At 63.7% G+C, this 14,578-nt stretch carries 15 protein-coding genes, 1 tRNA gene, 1 other RNA gene and 2 pseudogenes; 12 read left to right on the forward strand and 7 right to left on the reverse strand.

Annotated elements, in window-relative coordinates:
• The first annotated feature begins 55 nt into the window (after positions 1–55).
• The 4 genes from V1288_RS08095 (at position 56) to V1288_RS08110 (ending at position 2,166) form a co-directional block, all read left to right on the forward strand.
• The gene (locus V1288_RS08095; protein WP_334356550.1) at positions 56–418 is read left to right on the forward strand and encodes a nuclear transport factor 2 family protein; all 363 of its coding nucleotides are present in this window, start codon (positions 56–58) and stop codon (positions 416–418) included.
• 116 nt (positions 419–534) lie between these two features.
• Positions 535–1,221 carry an RNA polymerase sigma factor gene (locus V1288_RS08100; RefSeq protein WP_334356551.1) on the forward strand — a complete coding sequence of 229 codons (687 nt, stop codon included), beginning with the start codon at positions 535–537 and terminating at the stop codon, positions 1,219–1,221.
• Positions 1,222–1,312: 91 nt separating this feature from the next.
• Entirely contained in the window at positions 1,313–1,834 is a 522-nt protein-coding gene (locus V1288_RS08105; protein ID WP_334356552.1) for a DUF4142 domain-containing protein, read from the forward strand.
• 11 nt (positions 1,835–1,845) lie between these two features.
• Positions 1,846–2,166, forward strand: coding sequence for a cupredoxin domain-containing protein (locus V1288_RS08110; protein ID WP_334356553.1), 321 nt, complete (start codon positions 1,846–1,848; stop codon positions 2,164–2,166).
• A gap of 28 nt (positions 2,167–2,194) precedes the next feature.
• On the opposite strand, the pseudogene V1288_RS08115 reads toward V1288_RS08110, so the two are convergent.
• The 5 genes and pseudogenes from V1288_RS08115 to V1288_RS08135 form a co-directional block, all read right to left on the reverse strand.
• Positions 2,195–4,269, reverse strand: a pseudogene (locus tag V1288_RS08115) (methyl-accepting chemotaxis protein).
• A gap of 119 nt (positions 4,270–4,388) precedes the next feature.
• Positions 4,389–4,949, reverse strand: coding sequence for a hypothetical protein (locus V1288_RS08120; protein ID WP_334356554.1), 561 nt, complete (start codon positions 4,947–4,949; stop codon positions 4,389–4,391).
• A 104-nt stretch (positions 4,950–5,053) separates the two neighbouring features.
• On the reverse strand, positions 5,054–5,296 hold the full coding sequence (locus V1288_RS08125) for a hypothetical protein (protein WP_334356555.1): 243 nt from the start codon (positions 5,294–5,296) through the stop codon (positions 5,054–5,056).
• 97 nt (positions 5,297–5,393) lie between these two features.
• Positions 5,394–5,754, reverse strand: a transfer-messenger RNA (tmRNA) gene (gene ssrA / locus V1288_RS08130).
• A 47-nt stretch (positions 5,755–5,801) separates the two neighbouring features.
• On the reverse strand, positions 5,802–6,167 hold the full coding sequence (locus tag V1288_RS08135; RefSeq protein ID WP_334356556.1) for a hypothetical protein: 366 nt from the start codon (positions 6,165–6,167) through the stop codon (positions 5,802–5,804).
• A gap of 723 nt (positions 6,168–6,890) precedes the next feature.
• Between V1288_RS08135 and V1288_RS08140 the strand changes: the two genes are divergently transcribed.
• On the forward strand, positions 6,891–7,484 hold the full coding sequence (locus V1288_RS08140) for a DUF1579 family protein (protein ID WP_334361242.1): 594 nt from the start codon (positions 6,891–6,893) through the stop codon (positions 7,482–7,484).
• A 99-nt stretch (positions 7,485–7,583) separates the two neighbouring features.
• Here the strand turns inward: V1288_RS08140 and V1288_RS08145 are convergent.
• Positions 7,584–7,657: transfer RNA gene (locus tag V1288_RS08145), tRNA-Gly, on the reverse strand.
• A gap of 226 nt (positions 7,658–7,883) precedes the next feature.
• Between V1288_RS08145 and V1288_RS08150 the strand changes: the two genes are divergently transcribed.
• From V1288_RS08150 to V1288_RS08175, 6 genes and pseudogenes are all read left to right on the forward strand, one after another.
• Positions 7,884–8,462: a methylated-DNA--[protein]-cysteine S-methyltransferase gene (locus V1288_RS08150; RefSeq protein ID WP_334356557.1), complete on the forward strand. Its 579-nt coding sequence runs from the start codon at positions 7,884–7,886 to the stop codon at positions 8,460–8,462.
• 9 nt (positions 8,463–8,471) lie between these two features.
• Positions 8,472–9,311 carry a helix-turn-helix transcriptional regulator gene (locus V1288_RS08155; RefSeq protein WP_334356558.1) on the forward strand — a complete coding sequence of 280 codons (840 nt, stop codon included), beginning with the start codon at positions 8,472–8,474 and terminating at the stop codon, positions 9,309–9,311.
• A gap of 52 nt (positions 9,312–9,363) precedes the next feature.
• Positions 9,364–9,724: pseudogene (locus V1288_RS08160) on the forward strand (VOC family protein).
• Between the two features lie 173 nt (positions 9,725–9,897).
• Positions 9,898–10,299 carry an SRPBCC family protein gene (locus V1288_RS08165; protein WP_334356559.1) on the forward strand — a complete coding sequence of 134 codons (402 nt, stop codon included), beginning with the start codon at positions 9,898–9,900 and terminating at the stop codon, positions 10,297–10,299.
• Entirely contained in the window at positions 10,296–10,826 is a 531-nt protein-coding gene (locus tag V1288_RS08170) for a hypothetical protein (protein WP_334356560.1), read from the forward strand. The genes V1288_RS08165 and V1288_RS08170 overlap by 4 nt, the downstream gene beginning before the upstream one ends.
• Before the next feature lie 97 nt (positions 10,827–10,923).
• The gene (locus V1288_RS08175) at positions 10,924–11,376 is read left to right on the forward strand and encodes a hypothetical protein (RefSeq protein WP_334356561.1); all 453 of its coding nucleotides are present in this window, start codon (positions 10,924–10,926) and stop codon (positions 11,374–11,376) included.
• Positions 11,377–11,541: 165 nt separating this feature from the next.
• Here V1288_RS08175 and V1288_RS08180 read toward each other — a convergent pair whose 3' ends face one another.
• Complete coding sequence (locus V1288_RS08180; RefSeq protein ID WP_334356562.1) at positions 11,542–12,981, reverse strand: MATE family efflux transporter; 1,440 nt, start codon at positions 12,979–12,981, stop codon at positions 11,542–11,544.
• 210 nt (positions 12,982–13,191) lie between these two features.
• Between V1288_RS08180 and V1288_RS08185 the strand changes: the two genes are divergently transcribed.
• Positions 13,192–14,532: a PQQ-dependent sugar dehydrogenase gene (locus V1288_RS08185; protein WP_334356563.1), complete on the forward strand. Its 1,341-nt coding sequence runs from the start codon at positions 13,192–13,194 to the stop codon at positions 14,530–14,532.
• Positions 14,533–14,578: the final 46 nt, after the last annotated feature.

Here is a 14,578-nt window from a genome sequence, read left to right on the forward strand (position 1 = left end):
CGATTTTTCGATAGTCGGTCAGCCGATCAATCCGGCGTAACCGAAGGAGAGCACGATGACCGACGTCAACAAGATCGCCCGCAACTACATCGATTTGTGGAACGAGCGGACCCCAAGCCGCCGGCGCGAAATCCTTAGCCAGAACTGGGCCAGCGATGCCCGATATGTCGACCCGCTGATGTCGGGCGACGGCCATGACGGCGTCGACGCACTCGTCGCCGGGGTGCAGCAGCGCTTTCCGGATTTCCGGTTCAGGCTGATCGGCGAGCCCAACGGGTTTGGCGACCACGTCCGCTTCTCCTGGGGGCTCGGGCCCGATGGCGGCGAAAGCCCGATCAAGGGCACGGATTTCGCCGTGCTCAGCGACGGCCGCATCCGCAGCATCACCGGGTTCCTGGATCAGGTGCCGGCGGCGTGACGGGTATGTAGATGGGGTAACGGGCCCCGGTCTGCCCTCCAAGCAAGCCGGATTTTTTCGGGAACCTGTTTCTCCCTGGCGCATCCAACTCCAATACCCTGCTATTGGTGAACATCATGCGCCAGGCCCAGATACCGCAAATCGCGCCCGTCGAATCCGGCGACACCGAGCTGGTGCGGCGGGCGCTGGCCCGCGACGAAACCGCGGTTCGCGCCATCATGCAGGCGAACAACCGCAGGCTCTATCGCCTCGCCCGCGGCATCCTGCGCGACGACGGCGAAGCCGAGGACGTCGTGCAGGAAGCCTACGTCCGCGCCTTCACGCATCTGGAAAGTTTTCGCGGCGATTCCAGCCTGTCGACATGGCTGTCGCGGATCGCCCTGAACGAGGCGCTGGGCCGGCTGCGCCGCCAGCGGCCCTCCGTCGAATTGAACTCATTGCCGCAAGGTGTGCTCGAAGCCCAAATCATTCAATTTCCCCTCGCCGCCGGCGACGATCCGGAAAAATCCATGGCCCAGCGTGAAATCCAGCATGTCGTCGAGCATGCCATTGACGAATTGCCGGAAGCGTTCCGTCTCGTCTTCATCACCCGCGTCATCGAAGGCATGAATGTGGAAGAGACCGCCGAGATTCTCTCACTCAAGCCGGAGACGGTGAAGACCCGGCTGCACCGCGCCCGCACGATGCTGCGCGACAACGTCGAGAGGAAGATCGGCCCCGTGGTGATGGAAGCGTTTCCCTTCGCTGGCAAGCGCTGCGAACGGCTGACCGACGCCGTGCTGAAGCGGCTGGGTTTCGATTAATTTTTTCCGGGAACCTCTGCGCGTTGCCGCCATCCAACTCCTGTGCATCAACAACGCGCGGCCTGCGTGCCGCGCCACAGGAGTGTCAGACATGTTCGTTCGACTGAGCGCGGCGATCGCCGCATTGAGCATCCTGGGCAGCGCCGCGCTGGCGCAAGGTGCGAAGCCCACCGATCCCCAGATCGCGCATATCGCCTACACCGCAGGGGTCATCGACATCGCCGCCGCCAAGCAGGCGATCGAGAAGGCCGGCAACAAAGACGTCAAGGCGTTCGCGCAAGACATGGTGCGCGACCACGAGGCCGTGAACAAGCAGGCGCTCGACCTCGTCAAGAAGCTGAAGGTGACGCCGGAAGACAACGACACCAGCAAGACGCTGTCGAAGCAAGCCACTGAGAAGCTCGCCGAACTCGCCAGGCTGAAAGGCGCCGAATACGACAAGGCCTATGTCGCCAACGAGGTCGCCTACCACAAGGCCGTCAACGGCGCGCTGGAGACGCAGCTGATTCCGTCGGCCAGCAATGCCGAGCTGAAGAGCCTGCTGCAGACCGGCCTGAAGATTTTTCAGGGCCACCAGCAGCACGCCGAACAAGTCGCCGCCAAGCTGAAATAGGAGTGCCCGCCATGCATCCGGGACGCTATCTGCCTGTGATGGCCGCTCTGATGTTCGGCATGATAGCCGTCCCGGCGCAGGCGGCAACGATCCAGATCACGGTCGACAATCTGGTGTTCGCGCCGGCCGAAGTTTCGGCCAAGGTCGGCGACACCATCGAATGGATCAACAAGGATGTGCTCGCGCACACCGCGACCGCCCGCAACGGCGATTTCGACGTGACCACGCCGCCGAAAAAGACGGTGACGTCGGTTCTCAGGAAGGCCGGCACCTTCGAATATTATTGCCGGTACCATCCAAACATGAAGGCGGTGCTGACGATTGCGCCCTAGCAACGTCCGCTTTTGCGATGGCGACGGCTCAGGCCGCCCGCACCGAGGTGAGGAATTTGCCGACCTCGCGCTTGAGCCGGTCGCTCTCGCCGGACAATGACTTTGCCGCCGTCAGCACCTGAGCGGAGGCGGACCCGGTTTCGCTGGCGCCACGCTGCACGTCGGTGATGTTCGAGGAAACCTGCTGCGTGCCGTGCGCGGCCTGCTGCACGTTGCGGGAAATTTCCTGGGTCGCCGCGCCCTGCTCCTCGACCGCGGCAGCGATCGTAGAGGCGATCTCCGACATCCGTCCGATGGTGTCGCCGATCTCCTTGATGGCGCCGACCGATTCCTGCGTCGCCGCCTGGATGCCCGATATCTGCTGGCTGATCTCGCCGGTCGCTTTGGCCGTCTGCTCGGCCAGCGCCTTCACCTCGGACGCGACCACCGCGAAACCGCGTCCGGCTTCGCCGGCCCGCGCCGCCTCGATGGTGGCATTGAGCGCCAACAGGTTGGTCTGGCCGGCGATGGTGTTGATCAGCTCCACCACGTCGCCGATGCGGGCGGCCGCCTTGGCGAGTTCGGCGACGCGGGCGTTGGTCTTCTGCGCCTGCTCCACCGCCTCACCGGCGATCCGCGCCGAGCCCTGGACCTGACGGCTGATCTCGTTGACCGAGGAGGCCATTTCTTCGGTGGCGGATGCCACCGATTGCACATTGGTGGAGGCTTCCTCGGATGCCGCCGCAACCGTGGTGGCGAGCTCCTCTGAACGCTCCGCGGTCGCCGTCAGCGTGCCGGCGGAGGCTTCCAGTTCGGTCGAGGCCGACGACACGATTTCGACGATCTCTCCGATCATCGCTTCGAAGTCGCTGGTGATCTGGTCGACGCGCTGCCCGCGCCGGATCTTGGCATCCGCTTCGACCGCGGCCGCCGCATCGGCGGCCTCTTGGCGATGAGGGCGTCCTTGAAGACCTGCAGCGAGCCGGCCATGGCGCCGATTTCATCGGCACGCTCGACGGTCGGGATCGTGACGTCATGCCGGCCGGCGGCGAGATCGCCGACCACGCCCGTCAGCGTCGCCAGCGGGGTAATCACGCGTCGGCGCAGCATCATGGTGACGCCGGCAAGTACGCCGAGCAGCGCCATGACGGCAAGGCCGGCCAGCGCGAGCATGGTCAGGGCAGTGTCGCGCGCGGCGCCCGCGCGTTCTCCGGCCTCGGCCAGCGCGGCATCGCGCACGGCGAAGAAGGCCTGCACCGCCGGCACGATCGTGCTGGCGAGTTGATTGGAGTCGATGGCGAATTTGCCATCATTGCGGCCGGCCGCCAGTTCCTTTTCAAGCCATGGCGCGGCCTTTGCGAAATAGGCCTCGATCGCGTCGTTCATCGCTTTCGCAAGGCGCGGCGGGCTGCCGATCTGATCCACACCGGCCTCGATCCGCTCGCGGTCGAGATCGACGCGGCCCTGGGCGCGGTCCATGCTGGATATTTCAGCCGCCGTCAGCGGACGGCGGGTGCTGATCGCAAGCGAAACCGTGGCAGCGCGGCCGCCGGCCGAGATCCGCAGATCCTGCGACGTGCGGGCGACATTCAACAGCGCCGTCAACGATGCGTCTGCCATCGCGACCTGATTTTCAAGCTGGTTCAACAGCGGTTCGAGAATCCCGACAACCGCGGCAATGCCCGGCAGGAAGCCCTTGATCGCCGCAGAATCGCGCGCGCTCATCGGCAAGCCCATCGCGCGATCGCTCGCGGTGCGAACCTCGGCCAGCTTGGCCGCCGCCTGGTTGAGGCCCTGGACGATGACAGCGCCATCGCTGAGCGCGCCGACGGCGGTCCGCGCCTTCGCGAACGCGGCATCTGCCGTCTGCACGGCCTTCGCCGCCACCTCGAGTTGGGCTGGCGTCGCGGCGCCTTCCTGAAACAACGGACCGACGTAAGGTGCGCGGTAGCCGGCGACCTGCTGGCCAACCGCCAGCACCGTGCCATAGGCCTCCACCGCCTTGATCGCCTCAGTCTTGCCGGCAAAGGTCCGGTATTGCGGGATCAGGACCCCGGCACCAAGGATGGCCGCGAGGACCGTCACCGAAAGCATCGATACCGCAAAGAGACGACCGATCCGCATGTTGTGATTCCGCTGGGTAAAGGGAGCGGTCAACGTAGGCGGAACCCGGCTAAGGCAGCCTTAATGCAGGCTTTAATGCAGGCCGGTAGAACTACGGTGCTGCACGCGGCGCCGTGCCGTCAGGACCGCAGCGCCATCACCAGCCGCACCGCGACTGCCGCCTGCCAGACCGGATAGAGAAACGAGGTCTGATCGAGGCCGAGCGCATTGTCGAGCGCGAGCAGCGTGCCGGTGAGCGTCCCCGTGATTAGCATCGGCCACCATGCGGTGGCCGCACGTGGCCCTGCCGGCAGCAGCCCGATTCCTAGCGCCATCACGGCAGAACCGACGAGACCGCCCGTCAAACCGGCGAGCAGATAGCGCATGACCGCGACAGCCCCCGCGGTCTGTCCCTCGATAAAGATCGCCGCGTTCACCGCGCAGACAAAAGCGACCATGGTGACGATCGCGGCAAGTAACGCCGCCCACCATGGATTGGCGCTGAAGCGCCGCACCTGAATGAAGACGAGCACGGCGAACGGCACCGCGATCAGCGAAATGCGAAGCTGGCCGGGCAAGCCGAGGATATGGTCGATCAGTGTAGGCAGCAGCGGCGTGAGAACGCCGGAGACGATGCCGCCGGCGGCAACTATCAGCAGAATGTTGCGGGAGCTGTCAGGGGAAGCAATCGCCTGGGTCAACGCTCAACTCCATTTGTGACGTCTCTTTACGCTGGCCTACCCGTTCTCGCCATCCTGCCGCTTCGGCGTAATAGTCCCAATGATGGTCAATATCGGCGAGAACCTCAGGCGACCAAACAATCGCCGGCCTTTGCTCTGCCATGTCGCGAATTCTTTTCGCGAAGGAAAGCTTCCATATCGAGGGCGCGGCCCTCGCCCGCATCGAGCGACCGCATGCCCTTGTCCAACTCGGCGCGAAGCGCCTTGAGCCTGTCGACATGCTCGAGCAGTTTTCGGCCGATCTGTTCCTGATCGGCGTCCGGGAGCCGGGAAATCTGCGCGATGGCTTGTTCGAGTGTTCTAACCATGAACCCGGACTAGCACATCAGACATGGAAATTGAAGGCGACGCGCGAGGAGTGAGTCGGGCCGCAAATAAAAGCCGCGCCAACCCGAGGGTTGACGCGGCGATGGCCGTTCTGTTGCTAGGTGGACCAACCCCGAACGGTTACGCCGCGAGGCGCACTTCGTTCAATGCAACGTTATCGTTTGCATTTAGGTTTTTGACCCGATAACGGCGGTATCATGCCGAGCACAATTCAGAGCTTCTTTGCGACCATCGATCCTGGTTCGCCCCCGCCCTAGCAGCCCTGGGATTCGGCCTTTCGGCAGAATCGATCTCACCGAGATGAGACCTTTAAGCTCAAGCTGCTAAGGTGGAGGCGCCGGGTACTGCCCCCGGGTCTGCCCGCAGTCCACTCTAAGGTTCAGCGCCATCGTCTTGCGACGAAGCGACCCTACGCGTGATCGCCGGTGAAAGATAGGCCTGTGTTGCTCAAAGTCGATGGGTCGAACTGGCGACAGGCCTAAAGCGTCACAGTCCACCCTTCGGCACGAAGAAGCAGAGCTCGTCGCCGGTGCGCTTGTTTATGAACAGCACGGGCAAATGATCTGGCGTGTCTTCAGACTTGATGATGTCGGGTGGGATGACTTTCCATTGGCCGTCTTTGAGGTATTGCCATTGGTCCGAATGGTCGTCTGCAACGCGAAAGCGTGTTTTGAATACGTCGCCGTTGTCGCAACACGATTTCCATGGAACACCGAGCCGGTGTTGGGCGGCTGGGTTCATTTCCTGTCTGTTGAACCACTCGTGGTGCGGCATCGACGCATCGTGAGCGTCAGCACGAAAAGACACCAGAAGAATACCGAACATCGTTAGTACGCGACCGAACGCTTTCATGGCAGCCTCCATTGTGGACTGTCATTAATTCGCGAATCACACGAACTCTCCGGCAACTAAGGAGGCCAGATTCCTGAGAAAATGGGAGCCCATTTTCTGAGCGATTAGCTTTTTAGACAAGACTGTTGCTCTCCTGTTCGTGCGGGAAGTCGAAGGTCCAGCGAGTGCAGCGAAAAAGCTCTCGGCGTTCTTCGTCAGCGCACCGCTTTACCATCAAGCGAACTGCCCAACCGTAGTAACACGGGGGGAGCTGAAGTGCGGACAGCACTCGTCGTGGCAATCACGCTTGCATTTACGATTGGCGCACAGGCGCGAACGAGGGCCGACCGGTTCCCATCGGGCGGATCTGTGCAGGCGGCCTACAAAGGGCGCATTGAAGCACAGGCACAGTGTGAGGCGCGGCTGCAGCAGATGCGCGACCCTGTTTCCGGCATCCGTATTCAGGCGGGGTGATGCGGCGCGGTTCTGTAACAGACAACGGCCGAGGCGATGAACCCGATGCGGGGATAGGGATGCATCCTGAAGTGGAGCGGGCGAAGCGAATCGAACCCTCCTATGCAGCCTGGGAAGCTGCCGTTCTACCATGGAACTACGCGCGCACGCCCTGTCGGTTACCGCAAACGAGGGCAGCTCCGTCGCCGCACCAAAAGTATCGTGCGCCATGGGAACGCCGTTGTCGACGGCGACTTATTCCGCATGCGGAACGCTCTCACCTTGCTGGTAATGGTTCTGCTCGCGGTCGCAGCGATGCTCGGTGGTGTAGATAGGGCGGCGGCGGAGCAGAATGCGCCGTCTGCAATCGCTCGGATGATGGTGCCTGGTCCGGAGTATGACCTGATCCGCGCACTGGAAGGCGACTGGAGTGTGCAGCAGCGGGTATGGCCCGGGCCGGGGGCAGAGCCCATTGCCTTGGCTCCCATGGTTGCGGAGCGACGGCTGATCGGCGGGGCCTTTCTTCAGGAGATCATGAAACCGGCGCCTGGCAGCGAGCAGGAGCCATTCGCCCGCCACGCCTACCTGTCATTCAACAATGTCGATCGGCGCTATGAGTATGTGAGCCTCGATACTCGCTATCCCAGGACGATGTATGAAACGAGCTTCGACGGCGAGCGCCCGCATCGCGACCGCATCATTGAGGTATTCATCGAAGCGTTTACCCACCCCGGTTGGGGAACGGAGTTCGTCGGACAGGCCATGAAACAACGGCGCGAGATCATCGTCGAGAGCGATCGTCGCAACGTCGTACGTCAATTCTGGACGCCGCCAGGCGGCAGCGAGTTCCTTGCCATCGAGTATGTTTATGTCAAGCGGCAGTAAGCGCGCAGCCGTGACCGTAGCCGGCCGTTCCGTCGATCCCGGACCACGGCCTACGGGAACGCCGTCGCGAAACCAGCTTCCCCACGCGGCGATGAGTATTGGAGCGGGCGAAGGGAATCGAACCCTCGTATGCAGCTTGGGAAGCTGCCGTTCTACCATTGAACTACGCCCGCGGGTCGCTCTTTTGCTTCGAGCATGATCTCCGCGCAAACGCTACCGCGTTTGTCGCGAGGGAAAACCGGCAACCACTTTTCCGGATCATGCTGCCATGATTAGCCGACATCGCGCGATCCGCCAAGCTGTTCCGTTCGTCGTCTCGCCTTACTGTTAACTTCCGCAAAAATTCCAGATGCGCTCTCTCAAGCCGGTGCTATGATCCGTTCAGGGGCTTGGTGGCGTATGACGGGGCGTAGCTACACTATTTTCGATTCGGGGATCGGCCGGTGCGGCATCGCGTGGGGGCCGTCGGGCATCATCGGCGTGCAGCTTCCTGAAGTGCGCGAGATCGATACGCGGCGGCGGCTCTATCAGCTCTATCCGGATGCGCGCGAACTTCGCCCTCCCAAAAATGTCCAGGTCGCAATCGAAGGCATCACCGCCCTGCTGCGCGGGGCTAAGTGCGATTTCGCCGAGGTCGCGCTGGATATGACCGGCATTCCTGCCTTCAGCCAGCGCGTCTACGCCTATACGCGCGCGATCCCGCGCGGGGAGACCCGGACCTACGCGGAAATAGCGTCGGCCTTGCGCGCGTCCGGCGCGGTCCATTCGGTGGCGCAGGCGATCGGCCGCAACCCCTTCATGGTCATCGTGCCCTGCCATCGCGTGCTGGAAGCGGGCAATTATGCCGACAAGATTTCGCCGCACGGCGGGGCGATCTCCAAGCGGCGGCTCCTCTCGATCGAGGGCGCCAGCCCGACCACCAGTAAGACGCTGTTCGATGTGCTGCTGCCGGTTGCACCGCCGCGTGCGCATACTTAAGTCTGCGGGATGACGGCGAGCTCGCTTCTCGAACGCAAATCCATTTCCGTTTCCGATTACCGCTGCACTGCAGCGCCCGGCGACAAGCCGTTTGCGGAGCAGCATAGCCGTCATTCGATTTCCTATGTGCGCAAGGGCAGTTTCGGCCTGCATTGCCGCGGCAAGTTCAGCGAGTTGGTGGCGGGATCGGTGCTGATCGGCCATCCCGGCGACGAATATATCTGCACCCACGAGCATGTCTGCGGCGACGAATGCCTGTCGTTCTTCCTCGCGCCCGAGCTGGTGGATGCGATCGGCGACAGCCAGGCCCCCTGGCAGATCGGCTCCGCGCCGCCATTGCCGGAACTGGTGGTGCTGGGCGAACTGGCGCAAGCGGCAGCAGATGGCAGCAGCGACATCGGCCTCGACGAGATCGGCCAGGTGCTGGCGAGCCGCTTTGTCGAGGTGGTTTCCGGCAAGCCGCGCAGATCCGGCCCGGATGCTGCGCGCGACCGCCGCCGCGCGGTGGAGACCGCGCTGTGGATCGACGCCAACTCGCACCAGCAGATCAACCTGGAGGATGCCGCCGCCCAAGCCGGGATCAGCCCGTTCCACTTCCTGCGGCTGTTCTCGGAAGTGCTCGGCGTTACCCCCCACCAATATCTGGTGCGCTCGCGGCTGCGCCATGCCGCCCGACGTCTGGCCGATGACGACAGCCCGATCACCGATATCGCCTATGATGTCGGCTTTGCGGACTTGTCCAATTTTGTGCGCACGTTTGGCCGAGCCGCCGGCGCCTCGCCGCTGAAGTTCCGCCAGGCCTCACGGGGCAAGCGCAAGATTTTCCAAGAACGGCTGGCCCTCCATTGACTAGGCTTTCTCCACGACGCGCGCATTCGCGCGCTAATGACTGGAGAGACTCATGTACGACCACATCGGTTTACGCGTCGGCGACCTCGACGCCAGCGTTCGCTTCTATACGGCAGCGCTCGCCCCGCTCGGTTTCGTGCTGTGCTCGCGTGACGATTCCGGCGCGGGCTTTGGCCCGAAGGGCGAACCGGCGCTTTGGCTGCATCTGCAAAAGGGATCGGCCGGCTCGGCCGCGCATGTCGCGTTCCGCGCCAAGGATCATGCCGCGATCAAGCAATTCCATGCCGAAGGCCTGAAATGCCGGCGGTCGCGACAATGGCGGCGCCGGGCCGCGCGCGGATTACAGCCCGACCTATTACGCGGCGTTCCTGATCGACCCTGATGGCAACAATGTCGAGGCCGTGTGCACGTAGCATAGATCACGCCTCACCCACGGCCTCATCCTGAGGAGACCGCGAAGCGGTCGTCTCGAAGGATAGCCGCAAACACCGAACCAGTCATCCTTCGAGGCTCGCAAGAGCTCGCACCTCCAGCAACAACGGCAAAGCCGTTGTGCAGGGATAACGAGACGCAAAGGAAAATCACCATGGCCTCCATCCAGAAAGACATCATCATCGACGCATCCCCCGCCGACGTCTGGGACGCGCTGCGCGATTTCGGCGCGCTGCATACGCGGCTGGCGCCCGGCTTCGTGACCGACACCAAGCTCGACGGCGACACGCGCATCGTGACGTTTTCAAACGGCACGGTGGCGCGCGAAATCCTGGTCGATTGCGACGACACCAAGCGGCGGCTGGTCTATGCCGTCGTCAGCGAACGCATCAGACAGCACAGCGCTTCGGCGCAGGTTTTTGCCGAAAGCGACGGCCGCACCCGCTTCGTGTGGATTGCGGATGTGCTGCCGAACGAGATCGCGCCCTATATCGACGCGCAAATGGATTTGGGCATCCAGGCCATACAGAAGGCCTTGGGACGCAACGCGGCATGACATCAACATTTCTCGACGCCCTCGGCGCGGACGGTCCCTCGGCCGACCGCGCCGGCAGGATGGATCTCTACGGCCGCTTCGTCGGCTCCTGGGATCTCGATGTCAGGCAGTTTTCCGAAGACGGCACGGAGCGCCGCCGCGCCGGCGAATGGCACTTCGGCTGGGCGCTGGAGGGGCGCGCGATCCAGGATGTCTGGATCGTGCCGCCACGCGGCGAACTGCGGCACGGCGATGCCGCGACCAGTTTCAACTCCTACGGCACCACGCTGCGGGTCTACGATCCCGATATCGACGCCTGGCGGATTCAGTGGAGTGACCCGGTGACGCGAAATTTCCTGCAGATGATCGGTCGCGCGGAAGGCCGCGACATCGTGCAGCTCGGCACGCGCCCGGATGGCCAACTGGCCCGCTGGAGTTTTCTCGACATCGCCGCCGATTCATTCCTCTGGCGCGGCGAAGTCTCGGCGGATGCGGGCGCAACATGGCGCGTCGTCACCGAGTTCACCGCCCGCCGCAGGAAAGCGTGATCTTTCTCACAGATCAGCCCACGCCCCACTCCTAGCCTCAGCGGGTGCGTCCGAATGGCGCCGCGCCCGCGGTCGCCCGCGCATGAGGAACAGAACCATGACGGGAGCTGACAAGTTCGTCTGCCACGCAGCCACGCTGCTTTTGCTGTTCACCCTGACTTCGATGCCGGCCAAGGCGCAGTTCGTCGGCTTTGGTGGCGGCGGAGGCGGCGGCCAAGACATGATGACGCAGATGGCGCCGATGCTGGAGATGATGAAGGCCAGGATGGGCAAGCGCCGCTTCGCCATGATGATGCAGACCATGGGCCCGATGATGAGCCGCATGATGGAAGGCGGCGGCGGAATCCCCGGCGAATTTGGCGGCGGCTATGTACCCGAGGGTTACGGCGTGAACGCTGGCGGCATGAATTTCGGCAGCATGGGCGGCGGAGATTTCATGGGCATGCTCGACAGCGGTGGTGGCGGTGAGCTGATGAGCATGGTCCCGCAATTGATGCGCATGGCCAGTACCGGCGGCAGCCGTCACGGCCGACGTCACCGGCGGCGCTGACCGTTTCAGTCGACGCGGTTCTCTCGGACCGCCACCCTGAAGAGCGCTCTCGCGCGCGTCTCGAAGGGCGACGGCCACAACTCGAGCCGTTCATCCTTCGAGACGCGCTTCGCGCTCCTCCAGCGACACCGGCGAAGCCGTTGCGCGGGGATGACGGGTGAAGGGTCACGACAGCGCCGGCTTCACCACGGGCACGCGCGGCTTCGGCCCCCAGCGAGTCAACATCACGCTGACGCACGACAGCACGCCGAGCAACACCATGGAAGCCGCCGCCAGTTTGAAGAAGTCCTGTGCGGTCGCATCATGCGTTGACAGCCACCAACCGCCGGCGCCGATAAACAGCAACCGCACGGTCTGCGCCAGCACCGGGCCGATCACCTTGGCCGCGCCTTGCGATGAAAAATAGCACGTCGTGGCAAGGCCGAGGAAAGCATACATCGGTGCCGCCGTCGACAAATACTGCCGGCTGGCGGCGCGCACGCTCGCATCATCGGTGAAGAGATTGACCCAGATGTCAGGGAAGATCGCAATGACACTCGCAACCGTACCGACCGATACGAATGCGACGACCCCTGCGATCCAGCAGATCCTGCGGGCCCGCGCGATGCGTTGCGCGCCGACCGCCATGCCGACCATCGGCACCGAGGCGATGCCAACCGCAAATGAGATCGACGTCAGCATGAATTCGAGTCGCGCGCCGATGCCGTAGCCGGCGAGGATTTCGGTGCCGAAACTCGCCAGCATGTGGGTGAAGATGCTGATGGTGAGCACCGACTGCAACGGCGAGAAGCAGGCGATGGCGCCGACCTTCAGGATGTCGATGAAGATCGGCATCCGAATGTGAAGGCCGCGGATCTTTGGAATGACGCGCGCGCGGCCGGAGAACAGGTACCAGGACATCACGGAGATGCTGATGAGATAGGCGATCAGCGAGCCCGCGGCGACGCCGCGCATGCCGAATTGCGGGATCGGGCCGAGGCCTAAGCCAAGCGTCCCGCCGAGAATGATCTGGCAGACGGCGGATGACAGCATCATGAGCGACGGCAGCTTCATGTTGCCGGTGCCGCGCAAGATACCGGACATCGTGTTCATCAGCCACGGCACCACCGCGCCGCCGAAGAAAATCTGCGTATAGGCGACCGCCTGCGTCAGTACGTTGCCGCGACCGCCGAGCAATTCCAGCAGCGCGGGGCCGAAGATCAGCATGCCCAGCATGAATACAAGCCCGAAGCAGAGGCCGATCAGGAGCGCATGCGCGGCCAGCGTCGAGGCACGGTCGGTATCGCCGGCGCCGAGCGCACGCGCGATAGCCGAGGCCACGCCGCCGCCCATGGCCCCGCCCGACATGGTCATGGTCAGGATCACGATCGGAAACACCAGCGCCATCGCAGCCAACGATTCCACGCCAAGCCGGCCGATATAGGAGGTCTCCGCGATCACGACGCAGGTGCCAGCGGTCAGCGCGATCACGTTCGGCCAGGCCAGCCACAGCAGCGTGCGCAGGATCGAGCCGTCGAGCAGCGCGTTCTTCAACGGCGCTTTCGGCGCCGGAAGCGGGCGCTCCTTCTCGTCGACAGGAATTTCGGCAGCGCCGAGGTCGGACATTTCTGCTCCCCGCGCGCGGGCTTGGGTGGCCGCGGCGCGCGCCTTCCTAGCATGGCGAGGGGTGATTCCACGTGCGAAAGGCGCAATGGGGGCCTGCGGGATTGCAGGCGGGGCGTCGCCGGCCGCCCATTTCACGCGAAATTCATGCCGGATCACACGAACGTTCAGGCGAGCGCCGCATTGACCGGTCAACCTCCCGAGGAACCCGCCATGCGCAACAACCGCGTTCTTCAGGCAATGTGCGTCGGCGCGCTGGCGCTGCCGCTGGCCGCCTGCAACGATCCCAAGGACACCGCGACCGTGACGCAAAGCTACGGTCCTTCGCCCAACCTGCCGCCGCCGGAACATTCGTGGATCCCGACGGTAGATATCGCCTCGGTCAACCGCTGGCCCGACGGCGCCAAGCCGATCGCCGCCAATGGCATGACGGTCAATGCCTTCGCGAGCGGGCTGGACCATCCGCGCTCGGTCCATGTGCTGCCGAACGGCGACGTGCTGGTCGCCGAGAGCAATGCGCCGCCGAAACCGGACGACGGCAAGGGCATCAAGGGTTTTGTCTACAAGCAGGCGCAGAAATGGGCGGGTGCGGGAGTGCCGAGCGCCAACCGTATCACGTTGCTGCGCGATGCCGACGGCGATGGCGTCGCCGAAACGCGCAGCACTTTCCTCAGCGGGTTGAATTCGCCGTTCGGCATGGTGCTGGTCGGTGAAGATTTCTATGTCGCCAATTCCGACGCGATCATGAAATTCCCCTATTCGACCGGCGACACCAAAATCAGCGCGCCCGGCGTCAAGCTTGCGGACCTGCCGGCCGGCACGCTCAATCATCACTGGACCAAGGACCTCACCGCCAGCCGCGACGGCAGCAAACTTTACGCAACCGTCGGCTCCAACAGCAATGTCGGCGAAAACGGCATGGAGGCGGAGAAGGATCGCGCCGCAGTTCTGGAAGTCGATCGCGCCAGCGGCCAGTTGCGGCTGTTCGCCTCGGGCTTGCGCAATCCGAACGGTCCGGCATGGAATCCGCAAACCGGCGAGCTCTGGGTCGTCGTCAACGAGCGCGACGAACTCGGCAACGATCTCGTCCCCGATTACATGACCTCGGTGAAGGACGGCGCGTTCTACGGCTGGCCGTACAGCTATTTCGGCGATCACGTCGACACCCGCGTCGAGCCGCGGCGGCCCGACCTGGTGCAGAAGGCGATGGCTCCCGATTATGCGCTCGGCGCGCATACGGCCTCGCTTGGGCTCGCCTTCAACACCGGCAATCTGTTTCCGCCCGAGATGAAGGACGGCGCTTTCATCGGCCAGCACGGCTCGTGGAATCGCAAGCCCCGCGCCGGCTACAAGGTGATCTTCGTTCCATTCAAGGACGGCAAACCTTCAGGCCCGCCGCAGGACGTGCTGACCGGCTTCCTTAATGACAAGGGCGAAGCGCAGGGCCGCCCCGTCGGCGTGCGGCTCGACAATCAGGGCGCGCTGCTGGTTGCGGACGACGTCGGCAACACGATCTGGCGTGTGACGCCAGCGGCGAAATCGGCATCGCGCTGACGCGAAGCGCCGCCTCAGTCGGGTAACCGACATGGAGCGGCGTCCG

Source organism: Bradyrhizobium sp. AZCC 2176 (assembly GCF_036924645.1).
In the GTDB taxonomy this organism is placed as follows: domain Bacteria; phylum Pseudomonadota; class Alphaproteobacteria; order Rhizobiales; family Xanthobacteraceae; genus Bradyrhizobium.